This window comes from Paenibacillus sp. JT22N15 (genome assembly GCF_059383755.1).
In genome coordinates this window covers 215,910-227,023 of sequence record NZ_JBXENV010000006.1, presented here as the reverse complement: position 1 = coordinate 227,023, position 11,114 = coordinate 215,910, and the positions used below count along the sequence as shown (strand labels likewise).

The 11,114-nt window shown below is 45.5% G+C and carries 11 protein-coding genes, 1 pseudogene and 2 CRISPR repeat arrays (2 of these 14 cut by a window edge); of the genes and pseudogenes, 1 reads left to right on the top strand and 11 read right to left on the bottom strand.

Features of this window, described 5'->3' with window-relative positions; genetic code table 11:
* A CRISPR array of direct repeats spans positions 1–506; the repeat unit is 33 nt; unit sequence GTTTCAATCCACGCACTCCATACGGAGTGCGAC (it extends 1,618 nt beyond the left edge of the window).
* A 480-nt stretch (positions 507–986) separates the two neighbouring features.
* Complete coding sequence (locus AC50X8_RS13815) at positions 987–1,460, bottom strand: SMI1/KNR4 family protein (RefSeq protein WP_494880109.1); 474 nt, start codon at positions 1,458–1,460, stop codon at positions 987–989.
* Positions 1,461–1,492: 32 nt separating this feature from the next.
* Positions 1,493–1,642 (bottom strand): HNH endonuclease, encoded by a 150-nt coding sequence (locus AC50X8_RS13810; protein WP_494880108.1) that lies wholly within the window; start codon positions 1,640–1,642, stop codon positions 1,493–1,495.
* A 65-nt stretch (positions 1,643–1,707) separates the two neighbouring features.
* Here AC50X8_RS13810 and AC50X8_RS13805 point away from each other — a divergent pair.
* Positions 1,708–1,906, top strand: a pseudogene (locus AC50X8_RS13805) (IS30 family transposase); the annotation flags it as partial.
* A gap of 60 nt (positions 1,907–1,966) precedes the next feature.
* Here the strand turns inward: AC50X8_RS13805 and AC50X8_RS13800 are convergent.
* From AC50X8_RS13800 to AC50X8_RS13760, 9 genes are all read right to left on the bottom strand, one after another.
* Entirely contained in the window at positions 1,967–2,437 is a 471-nt protein-coding gene (locus tag AC50X8_RS13800; RefSeq protein ID WP_494880107.1) for a hypothetical protein, read from the bottom strand.
* A gap of 10 nt (positions 2,438–2,447) precedes the next feature.
* Positions 2,448–2,768 carry a hypothetical protein gene (locus AC50X8_RS13795; protein WP_494880106.1) on the bottom strand — a complete coding sequence of 107 codons (321 nt, stop codon included), beginning with the start codon at positions 2,766–2,768 and terminating at the stop codon, positions 2,448–2,450.
* A 182-nt stretch (positions 2,769–2,950) separates the two neighbouring features.
* Positions 2,951–3,391: a hypothetical protein gene (locus AC50X8_RS13790; protein ID WP_494880105.1), complete on the bottom strand. Its 441-nt coding sequence runs from the start codon at positions 3,389–3,391 to the stop codon at positions 2,951–2,953.
* 17 nt (positions 3,392–3,408) lie between these two features.
* Entirely contained in the window at positions 3,409–6,357 is a 2,949-nt protein-coding gene (locus AC50X8_RS13785; protein WP_494880104.1) for a CdiA C-terminal domain-containing protein, read from the bottom strand.
* 28 nt (positions 6,358–6,385) lie between these two features.
* Positions 6,386–6,760: a DUF4280 domain-containing protein gene (locus tag AC50X8_RS13780; protein ID WP_494880103.1), complete on the bottom strand. Its 375-nt coding sequence runs from the start codon at positions 6,758–6,760 to the stop codon at positions 6,386–6,388.
* Between the two features lie 32 nt (positions 6,761–6,792).
* A complete protein-coding gene (locus AC50X8_RS13775; protein WP_494880102.1) occupies positions 6,793–7,410 on the bottom strand; it encodes a hypothetical protein in 618 nt (205 codons plus the stop codon).
* Entirely contained in the window at positions 7,391–7,921 is a 531-nt protein-coding gene (locus AC50X8_RS13770; RefSeq protein ID WP_494880101.1) for an imm11 family protein, read from the bottom strand. The genes AC50X8_RS13775 and AC50X8_RS13770 overlap by 20 nt, the downstream gene beginning before the upstream one ends.
* Positions 7,922–7,954: 33 nt before the next feature.
* Positions 7,955–9,085, bottom strand: coding sequence for a pentapeptide repeat-containing protein (locus AC50X8_RS13765; protein WP_494880100.1), 1,131 nt, complete (start codon positions 9,083–9,085; stop codon positions 7,955–7,957).
* A gap of 10 nt (positions 9,086–9,095) precedes the next feature.
* Positions 9,096–10,649 carry a hypothetical protein gene (locus AC50X8_RS13760; protein WP_494880099.1) on the bottom strand — a complete coding sequence of 518 codons (1,554 nt, stop codon included), beginning with the start codon at positions 10,647–10,649 and terminating at the stop codon, positions 9,096–9,098.
* Between the two features lie 461 nt (positions 10,650–11,110).
* A CRISPR array of direct repeats spans positions 11,111–11,114; the repeat unit is 33 nt; it runs 1,182 nt beyond the window's last position.

The following is an 11,114-nucleotide window of genomic DNA, read 5'->3' as shown; positions in this document are numbered from 1 at the left end:
TTTCAATCCACGCACTCCATACGGAGTGCGACGCACGAGCTTAGAGGTGGCGCATAAGCAGGGGCGTGTTTCAATCCACGCACTCCATACGGAGTGCGACTTTGATGCTAGCAGCCGCAAAGGTCTGCTTGCCGTTTCAATCCACGCACTCCATACGGAGTGCGACAATACTGCCACGAGTATTTAAACGCAAAAAACGTGGTTTCAATCCACGCACTCCATACGGAGTGCGACCAGAGGTACTTGCTTGCGGTGAGCCAGTAAGTACAGTTTCAATCCACGCACTCCATACGGAGTGCGACCGATGAGTCCCCCGGATTCGCAGCTGTTGTAACAGTTTCAATCCACGCACTCCATACGGAGTGCGACAACTACCCGTCATTTTAGCGCCGCTAACCGTCGCTTGTTTCAATCCACGCACTCCATACGGAGTGCGACCAAGTTGCGAATGGATCGTTTCGTTTTTTTCTGGAGTTTCAATCCACGCACTCCATACGGAGTGCGACAGCGAAAATACAAGTAATTAATCCCATCATGGCATCAATCACCTCTTTTTTCAATAAATATAAGACCAAAAAAATCTAGGTCAAATCTTGACTTTTCTTGAAATGACTCGGATTCGACAATTTTCTACAATATTTGAGGTGCGAATCCCCTAGGGTTTTTATGTGAGCTTCACATTCGCACCATGTATCCGCAAAAATTTTTCGCTTATAGAATAAACGGTTCTTCCATATCATAGGCTTCTTTTGCACCAATGTGCTCCACCTTGCTTTTGTGATTCTTACTTCAATCGTACTTCTGCTCATAATCAGTGTGAATTTTATTTTTCAGCAATAAAAAAGCTCATTCCTAACTCATGATTCAAGTTGGAATAAGCTTTTTAAAAGTCCACCGATTTTTTTAGTTTTTGGTTTGTTAGCTATTGTTGGAATTGTAAATAAGCTTATATGAATATGAGTAAGGAGTCAGAGCATTACTCATTTTTATTCGGCTAACATTGCCAAAAACTCTTTAAAGCTATCTGCAACATGGTAACTTACTAGGTCAAATTCTCCAGAATTTTCATGATCCCACACACAAACATCAGGACTATTTCTAGACTCACGAAAATCCAAACATAGAAAGTCACCAGAAAACAGTACAGCAACTGGTAATAATGCAACTCCTATTAAGTCTTCATCGTCAACTAATCTTTCATCAAGCTGAGATTTTGTAGCATCAATATCAAATATTCCATATTCATTTTTTGTTGGGTCCTCCAGAATGCAAAGAAATCTAGTGACTAAATAATTATGACCATTACAACTAAAAGACCGTTTTTCTGGACTGCCCCCATTATATATTTTAATAAACTCTTTATAATCTGATGGTAATTGTACCCTCCAGAAACCTTCTTCTTTTGATAATAGCTGATCTGAAGGTAATGGATAAATAATTGACTTTGCTTTCATCTGCATAATCGTTTCCTCACTTATCTCGGCGCATATGCTCACATACCATTAGACCTACCGCCATTATGAGTTGTGATATTGTGAATAACAAAAGGCACTAATTGCATTTTCCCAGGCACTTCAGTGCAATGCCATTTTGTTGCTTGGGTTATAATTATTATTGGATGAATTATAGGTTTATTCGGCACTAGTTAGCCCCAGCGATATTTTTTAAAAATTAGAGATAATATACGCATATGAAGTCAATGCTATCCTATATTTTGCCGCCCCTTATTTATCCTGGAATTGAGGCACCAATGAAAATGCGAACGGGCTACTGCGAGAGTTCTATCCCAAAGCCTATGATTTCGAAGACGCTTCGGAAGAGGAATTAGTGTGATCGTCCTCGAAATTGTCTCGGATGGAAAACCGTGCATGAAACTTTTATTATTGAGTTGTCGGATTTGGCTTGACAATCCGTCTCACTAATTGATATCACCTGCTAATTCTTCATCGAAAACAAACATTTAATTCTATTGAGGAAGTGTCGGTAGATAAGGTCGTTTCTTTTCTAATCGAAACCAGTCTTCAATGTGATTACATAAAAGAGGAATATCATTAATTGCCTGTTCACATAAACTTTCGTAACTCTCTTTAAGAATTTCTCTTAAATTATAGTTTTCCAAATATTCTTTTTTCAATTTTACTTCGTAAATCATAATTGGCTCAATAATATAGTTTTTGTGTCTTGTGTTATGACTTGGATGAATGCACCAATTAAGTTTACCGTGATAAGTTTCGATACAATTACCTAATAACTCATACATTTCGTTATTTTCGTGAAATCTAAAGTAAAAACCTGCAGGAGCATCATAAATATTACTAGGGGTATACATTGACGTTCTGTACCATTCAAATGAACCTAATTTAGCGAGAGTATACGCCATTAAATCTTGTAACTCCACTTCTTCTTTTTCCATTAAATATATACTTTTCAATGTCATTTTTTCGCCCTCACTTTAATGTCTGCTTAATTACTAAAATCTGTCCGTCACTACCTTTGCTTATATTATCCATATAATCCTTGATTGGTATAGGCTTATCGCTAAGACGGGGATCATAAATATACTTACCATCTGAGTATACAGTATGATAAATAAAGATTTTCATCTCCCCGTACTCTTCAACTTTTATAGTCCCGAATTTTTCTAAGGGTTTTATTGTGAAAATTTCCCCCTTACCTCCGGCAGCTTGAGCTAAATCCTCTGCGATCTCAGAACAATCATATGCCAAATTAGATTTATACATGGCAGACATGGATGACATTTTGTCCAATACTGCCCTATTTCCTATAACTTTACCCGTCCCCTTAGAGGAAAACAAAAAAACAGGTCAATCATGGTGATTACTGACCATAAATGACCTGTTTCATGTAACGCTTTATAATTGTTCAGGTTATACTATTCACATATTATTGTACAAAAAACTTATTGGGGGAATATTAGTGTTATACAAGGCTAATTAATGCTACTTTCTTGATACTCTAATCTCAATTCATGAAATGGGAACTTTTCAGTCCCTGACAACCCCTTATCATCAACAACAACCATATTATCTCTTCTTATCATTATAGGGGTATCTCCATTCGATTCCAATAAGCACTCGCCATCCAATCTAATCATAATACTTCCTATAAATTTCATTAATTCATTTATTCCGTTAGAATGATCACTATAGATATCAAACCACATCTTATATTTGAAATTCAATTCATAATCCTCACTTCGAAATTTCACACCATCTCCGCCTTCTGTAATACTTACGTTAAATCCATCAGTTATCACCTCAAGTTCTACATTTGAGTCAGTTATTATCTCGCCATTACACAATATTTCAGTAACTGTTTGTTTTAGATAATTAAAATCATAATCTCCAACCAAGAAGAACAAATAAAACATATATTCCTCCTCCAATTCTATGGATAAAGTCTGATTACTTTCCCATTTTTAATTATTAGTAATTCTTCTAGTGTGTCTATCTTATATTCTTTAAATTGCTTAGCTACATCATCAACTGATCCTAAAAAATCATCCAAATTAATAACAATTCGACTTGCTTGTTTCTCAGTTTTTCCTTTTACAGTATCCCAAATATTCCTTACAGGTGTATTAGCTTTGGGTGAATAGCAATCAAATGCTTTGCCATCTATTAAAAAGTCTGGACTCGATGTTTTTTTTATTCCATAACCGTTTCCACCCTTTGTATCAGGTAGCATCTCAATGTCATAGCCTTTGCTAGCTAAAAGATTTGCTGCTTCATTTTGTAGTTCTTTCGGCCGAGGATCATTAGGGTCCGGCTTTTCATACTTGCCTTTAGGTTCCCCCCCTGGAGGAAGTGTGGGTTCTGTAACGCTTAGTTTACCTGTCCCCTCAGTATCTGATTCTTCTTTTTCTCGGTCCTCTCTTTCCTTCCTTTCGTATTCTTCTCTTTCCTTTTGTTTAGTTTCCGTTTCTGATTTCGGTTTACCCGTCCCCTCAGAACCATGCTTACCGCCACCATCGCCATCCATCCGCGTCATCTGTCTATATTCCGTCTTGTTCATCATCTGCCAGAACATTGAACCATCTGGCGTTTGCCTCACAACTACGCGGAAAGGCAGCATATCCAGCACAGCATTACGCAGTTTTTCTACCAGTATACCTTCCTTTTCCAGCTCATCCAATAGCTTTTCAAGCGTTGACGCGTTCGTTTTCAGCTTGCCGTCCTTCGATGCGGCCGCGGCTGCTTCATCCATTTGATTTGTGAGAAGCGGCTTCCCTTCACCATCTTTCTCCTTCTTCCCCTCCGGGCCATCTCCTCCATCCGCATGCCCGTTCTTAGCGCCTTTGCCTACCCCTTTAGCAAGGGACTTCGTCGCTCCCGCTGCACCATAAACAACAGTTGCCGTATCCACAATGCGCATGTAGCCTTCCACCGTTTTCTGACCGCTTTCCTCGCTCTCTTCTTTCGTTTGAAAGAGCCATTCGGTTGGGTTCATCGCCATGCTTGTCGGGACTAACTTAAAGGCTGGATTAAACATGATTGGATTAGAAGTAGGCATGTCCGCTATCGGCTGTACAAAGCTTGTGGCAGTGGAAGATAGATCGCCCCAGATTTCTTCTCCCGATTTCTGCAGCGTTACCGTTTCCAGTGTGTAATTTACTGCCTGTAAATATCCTTTCATTAGATCATTACGTTCCTCTAACGGTGCTGCCTCCTTGCCGCTCACCCACTCGTATACGGTATCCGAGTCAATGAGAATATCCGCTGCATCTACTACCAAATCCCAAAGCTCCAACGCTGCATTCTTCAGCGCTTTTTTTTCACCTTCCCCCTGCGCCTTTTGGTTTTCCTTCATCCGCTCAGTCGCCACTCGCTGGATTCCCTTTTCTTGCACCTGCTGCTCGAAGGGGCTTAATATTCGCTCATACGTTTGCGTCACACTTGCCTTTAGCTCAATCTCGCTTCCCTTTACATTCACTTCTTCCCCTAAGTCGATTGACTCTGTTGCGGTCTGAATGTATAGACTTTCTTCACCGCTTACTTCAATGGAACCGCCGCTCAGACTTAGAGAGCCAGCAGCTTGAATCTGTACAGCCGTCGAGCTGTTCAGCGTCACACCCGTATACTTGTTCAGTGAAATGAACAGCGCTCCCTCTTGCGCGGTCATATGCAGCTCGCTGTCCCCCAGGCTGAAGGCCTTGCCCTGCGGATTGCCGAATGACTTGACGCCCGGATCGGCCATCGTCTTGTGGCTTTTCTCCGCCTGCGCCCCTTCCGCTTTCATCCGCACCGCGTGGGTCACAATCGCCTCATCCTCGTCTGCGCTTGGAAAATAGAGCTTAACCGCCGCCCCCTTCTCCGGCAGCATGTACAGCACCTGATTCCCTTCTGCTGAATACGGGAACCACTGCGCTTCTCCCGCTTCCTGCTTGCTATCCATCTCCAGATGCAGCTTCACCTGGTTGCGCTCCACGTCGATGATGCTGCCATTGATAGAAGCCCCAATGATCGCCAGATTATGCAGCTTCCGCTTCTTCAAGCCCTCTGGCAGCGCACACTCATAGCTCCACTGAAGCAGCCCCTGCTTCAGACATCCATGCCGCTTCGTAATGAAATAGGTGACATGGCCGTGCTTCACCTCATCGCCAAGCTGGAGCAGCCTCCCCCACTCAAACCGATACGATGTATAATGCTGCTCTAGCCCGCCAGACTCATGGTTCATTTCCCATTCCAAATAAGGCGCTAATTCCCGCTTAATCTCATAGGGATGGCCTTCCAGCTCAATTGGAGCCTTGCCATCCGGAATGCCGATCCAGAACTGCTGTTTATGCGCCGCAATATCCGGTACCAGCTCCGCCCCGACATGAGATGCCAAGCGCCTCAGAAATTCCCAATCCGTCTCTTCATATTGCATGATAAATTTGCCCGTCTTTTTCTTCCCAAACACCGTATCAATAACGTCTCCACGCCCATACTCGCGTACAATAGACCATACAATCCCATTATATGTACAATCTGTGCTTTGGAAAGAACGTTTCTTCCTGCGCGTATCAAAATCATAGGTATGGGACAAGACTTCAAGCTGCACACGAACCCCATCCCTTGCAGCATGCAGTTCGACATGATGCAGCTGTCCGAGAAAAAGCGGCTGCTTCCTGCCATCCTTGAGTACCCGGTACACCCCGATATGATCATTTGCCGAAGCATGGGTGATAATTTCATCTTCCTTTTCCTCTGCTACGGTACCCGTTACAATTAATTTGCCGTGCTCCCCAAATGCATGAATGATTTCCAGCTGCTCTAGTTGCAGCTTGCCATAGGGCCATACGAAGCGCAGATCCTTGTAATCTGCCGCCGTTTCCTCCACTTCCTTTGCCTTCATCATCATCCCCCTCAGCGCCCTTTAATGGCTACAGCTGCCCATCCTGATCGATCGTAATGGTGCCTCCTGTGGAGCACATTAATTGTGATTGACTAAGCAGTGCAGGCTGCTCGTCAATGAGCACATCCTTCTTGCCATCTGTCCATGGCCCGCAGGTCAATGGCTCGCAGACACCGCCCGTTTTTTTGCAAAAGCCAAAATGGCTGATGTTGTCGATCGGAACGGCATCCATTACATGCAGAACAGGCTGGTCTTTGATATAGACGCCATGGGAGGTCGGCAAATTAAGCACGCCCGGATCAGAACCTTCGCTGCATTTTAATACGGCCCCTCTGACGACATAAAAATGCTCGCCCTCCAGCATGCCGCTCATCAGCGCTTGCAGCAGCATCGTAAAAAACATCTCCTACCCCTCCTCGCATTTTCCTCAGCAATTTAGAATGATTCCGCCAGCTTAAGTGTAGAAATAGCTGCATGGGCCAGCTGCTGCCACAGCTCTACCTCACGCAGCGGGAATTGAAAGCTGCTCATCAGCACTCTCCCGCCAATCACGGTCATCCCTACAACCTGATAAACGGACTTCTCCCCTTCTGGAAGAAGGCATTCGTAGAAGGCGATTTCATGTGCCTCCGGCTTAAGCATGCCGCCGCCCGTTAGCAGCAGCTCTGGGCGCATTTGCTTGATTTTCACGACCATCGCTTGTGCAAATCCCTCGAGGTAAGGCCGCTGCAGCTCATGCTTTAACCAACTGAGCGTACATACAATGCTCTTCGTCTCATCGGTAAATGACCACTGCTCATGCTTTCGCTGCTGCTTGGCCTCCACTTGCGCTTTGAGTGATCCCGACTCTTGCATTGCCGATAGCGAGGAAGGCAGCATTAAGCTTACGCGCCCATCCAGCAGCCACAGCTCCTGCATGCGATATGGTTGTCCGTCTATTCTGATAAAGCTCCCTTCGCCTTCAACTACCCATTGCGGCTCGCGGTCCGCTGTATCTGCATGAGGCTTCCTGATCCACGTATCCAATATTTGTTCATCCATATAACGCTTCATGCGGCCCCTCCTCATCTACCTCGACCCGGTTAAGCGTAACCCCCGTCGCCTCCCGGCGCAGCAAGCTCTCCGCCGCCGCCAAGCTGAGGACGAGATAAGGCTCTCTCACTCCCGCAAGGGTAAACATATGATGGCCTGCTATTTTGCTCCGCGCGAGCACCAGCCGCTTTATCGTCTGATCTGGATGAAAGCTGCTTTGAACCGATAGCGCGTCGATGGGCGGAACCTGCATAGCCCAATAAAGCGGCTGGAACTGCTGCTCCCGGTTCATGAAATACACTCTTTTGAAAGCAATCCGGGCGTTATATTTAATGGCGATCGTTTTTATTTTGTCAGATACCATGCGGATTGGTCGCTCCAGCCAGTCCAGCACCTCGACATCTCCTTGAGCCGCCACATCCACTACGGAAATCGCAGGCAGCTGTGCAAAAGGCTTGCCATTGTCAAATCTAGGCGGCTTAAAGGTACCATCCAGCTGCTGATCTTCCTTTAAAATAAAATACTCACTCATTGCGCTCCCCCTTCCAACTGCGCCTGCACCCGCTTATACCCATTGAATGACCTTCCTTTGCTGCTCAGATAGCGGGAAAAGCTGCTGATCTTTCGCAGAAAAAACAGCCAACTCCAGATTGGCGCCTTCAAAGCTCGACCGCCCCAGCCTTGCGCCAACAAAGCTCGCCCCTGCCAAATTCGCACCATCAAACTGTACGCCAAGCAGTCCAGGGAAGCGGTGAAGCCCCTCTTTAAACGGCTGCCCGCTGCAATGCTCGAAGAGGGCTCCGCGCAAATCGGCATGCCGAAAGTCGGCATCCGTTAGTAAGGAGTGCCGAAAATCCGCCCCTGCGGCGGAGCAAGCCTGCCATCTCGAGCCAATAAGGGCACAGCTCTGAAACCCGCTATCGGTCAGCTCGCTATCACTGAAATCCACATATCGCAAATCAGCTGCTTTACACTTTACGCCCTTCAAATCCAGCCCCCGCAAGCTGTCATAAGGCTGAATGCCGCCTTGCCCTTGCCCCTGTCTATGCCCTTGCCCCTGGTCTTGTTCCAGACGATTTCGAATATCCCGCTCATCGCGCGGCTCCTGATGCTCCACATAAACATCCTCGCTGAAATCCATATATTCGCCGACTCTCACACGCAGCACAGGCGCCTTTATGAGTACCTTATATTCAGGCAGCTGAATGGCTAGCGGCATAGCCATACGCGCAATGGCGACAACAAAAGGATGAAGCACCTCAAGCTGCCTGAGTACCATCCGCTCTACTTCACCTGTCCTAATCTGATTCATATACGTTTTGCGCGCCCTGTCCAGCACCTGCCGGATGATAGGGATATCTCTATACAGCCAGCCTGCATCATAAGCATGAAAGAAAGGCTCCGGGTCGCCGTACCATTTTTCCGAGTAGCCTTCCATCTTGTAAGTGAACGACTGATCCAAAACGGAGGTGCGAAGCATCGAATAGTGAATAAATGCAATCGGCCCCTTCCGCCCATTCTGCTGAAGATTATGCAGATGTCCGCACATCTGACGGAAGGAAGCGATCAAACCGTCCACCAGCCCTGCTTTATTTTGCAAAAAATAATGCTCCAGCTCTGCAATCTGATGTTCAAACGCCGGCATGCCATGATGCTCGGTAAAATGCTGGATCACCTGCTGTTTAATCATCGCCATATGCGCCCTTCTAATTCATTTTGATTTCTTCGCCGTCAACCTTGACGAGGCTGTCGCCCAGCGTAATCGTATTCGCTTTGCCGCTCAGCTCGATTTTGCCCGCTGACAGCTGAATGTTTTTAGCCTTCATCATCATGCTGCCGCCTGCATTTATGCTAATGTTTTGATCGCTCGTAATTTGGATACCCTGCGCATCGCTGATGACGATCGACATGCCGCCTGCCTGAATGACGATCTGATGCGGCTCCAACACAATTTCTTTTCCGTACTTCGTGCGAAAGCTTTTGCGATCCGAATTGGACATCCAATCCGAGCCATCGTCCTTGGCCCCGCCAGAAGCGGAGGCAGCTGGTGCAACAGCCCGTGAAGCTGCCGCTGTCCCTGTTGATCCACTTGCTCCTGCTGAACCTATTGAACCTATTGAACCTGATGAACCGCTTGATGACTTGGCATCAGAGGTCGCTCCCCGTTTGACCGAGCTGATTGCATAGCCTTCTTCTTCCTTGCTGCTGGGAAAATAAATGCGAATGTTGTCGTTCTCTTCCGGCATGCAGTACCAGCCGGTGTTGCCCTCGGATGCATAAATCGTGGAATAGGGGAACCAATAATCCGTATTCGGGTCCTCCTGATCGTCCATATCCAGCTTGGCGCGAACCGTATCCTTATTAATTTTGACGACCGTCGCTTGAATGGAAGCGCCAATGATCGCTTGATTGTATTCCTTCTTTTGCCGAAGGCCTTTCCTCGGGAACAGCTGATAGGTGTGGGTGAGAATACTATTTTTCATACAGGATACTGCACGCCCTACAACAAGCTTTCTGGCTTTGAAAAGCACCTCGTTGCCGGGCACCAGCAGCCGTTCGCTTTCTACCTCATACACGGTGTAGTCCTGATCATCAATGCCGGGCACATCATTTTCTACTGCATATTGATACTCCGAAACCCGTTTTTTCGCGGTATAATGCTTGGCCACAAGCTTGCCCTTGTCCTGACCCTCTGGCAGTCCCAGAAAGAAGCATGGCGCGCTCATTTCAGCCGCAGCAACAAGCACCGTATAAAACCGTGAAGCGATACGCTTCAGAAACTGCCAATCTGTCTCCTCATACTGCATCACAATCGTTTGAATCGCTTTGCCTTGGCTGGCTGCATCTATACAATCCGCTTTGGAATAATGAGAAATGACGGCGTCCACCAGTCCGCTATAAGTTAGCTTCGGGTTTTGAAAAGAGCGTTTATTCCGCTTCACGTCCAGCAAATACGTATAAGAGACCGCTTTTACCTCGATGTAATAAATGCCGCGAACCGCCTTAACCTCCACATCAAGCACAAAGCCGCTGAACAGCACCTCGTCCTTTCCCGTTTCCTTGTCCTTCAGCAGCACCTTCACCGGTGTCTGGGCCGTAGTCTGATTGACATAGCTATCCTTCTTCTCTTCATGAATCACGCCTGAAAACCTTAAATAAGCATGGTCATTGACGCTTTTGACGACTTCCAGTTCATGCAGACGGACAAGCTCATAAGAGGTCATTCGAATATCTCCATAATTCAGCACTTGGTCACCCATTCGTTTGTTTCTCCCTCTCAGATGGTAATTTGTATATGTTTACTATATTTTATTTCTATCATTATCGGCGCCTGATACAGGAAAGTTAATACAATTCTAGTAATTTCAATTCAAAATAGTAGGAACTAATACAGCAATATTTTATTGTAATTTTGTGTTTTATAACAAAGATTTAACTGTTTTTATAAGTAAATTTGCTTATGCCTATCTCCAAACACCAGCTAAAAGGAGCTTGAAAACAAAAAAAGCCTAACGCTAAATTCTAGCGTTAGGCCCGTGCTATCATGAAATTTTCCGCTGTCTTACTGCTAAAAATTAGGCTGTGCTACTCGAGGTCCTGCGTATTTCATATGACCTCTTAAGTTGATTTTTAATCTTACCTTGAGTCCGTGACACTTACTGTTCTTCTACAATACGGAGTGCGACTTTTTTTGAAAGGTCGCATCTACCTCTAATTCAAAATTT

Excerpts from the sequence above, each read along its gene's own strand:
- AC50X8_RS13815 (WP_494880109.1), bottom strand. The coding sequence starts at position 1,460 with ATGCAGATGAAAGCAAAGTCAATTATTTATCCATTACCTTCAGATCAG.
- AC50X8_RS13800 (WP_494880107.1), bottom strand. The coding sequence starts at position 2,437 with ATGACATTGAAAAGTATATATTTAATGGAAAAAGAAGAAGTGGAGTTA.
- AC50X8_RS13790 (WP_494880105.1), bottom strand. The coding sequence starts at position 3,391 with ATGTTTTATTTGTTCTTCTTGGTTGGAGATTATGATTTTAATTATCTA.
- AC50X8_RS13785 (WP_494880104.1), bottom strand. The coding sequence starts at position 6,357 with ATGAAGGCAAAGGAAGTGGAGGAAACGGCGGCAGATTACAAGGATCTG.
- AC50X8_RS13780 (WP_494880103.1), bottom strand. The coding sequence starts at position 6,760 with ATGTTTTTTACGATGCTGCTGCAAGCGCTGATGAGCGGCATGCTGGAG.
- AC50X8_RS13775 (WP_494880102.1), bottom strand. The coding sequence starts at position 7,410 with ATGAAGCGTTATATGGATGAACAAATATTGGATACGTGGATCAGGAAG.
- AC50X8_RS13770 (WP_494880101.1), bottom strand. The coding sequence starts at position 7,921 with ATGAGTGAGTATTTTATTTTAAAGGAAGATCAGCAGCTGGATGGTACC.
- AC50X8_RS13765 (WP_494880100.1), bottom strand. The coding sequence starts at position 9,085 with ATGGCGATGATTAAACAGCAGGTGATCCAGCATTTTACCGAGCATCAT.
- AC50X8_RS13760 (WP_494880099.1), bottom strand. The coding sequence starts at position 10,649 with ATGGGTGACCAAGTGCTGAATTATGGAGATATTCGAATGACCTCTTAT.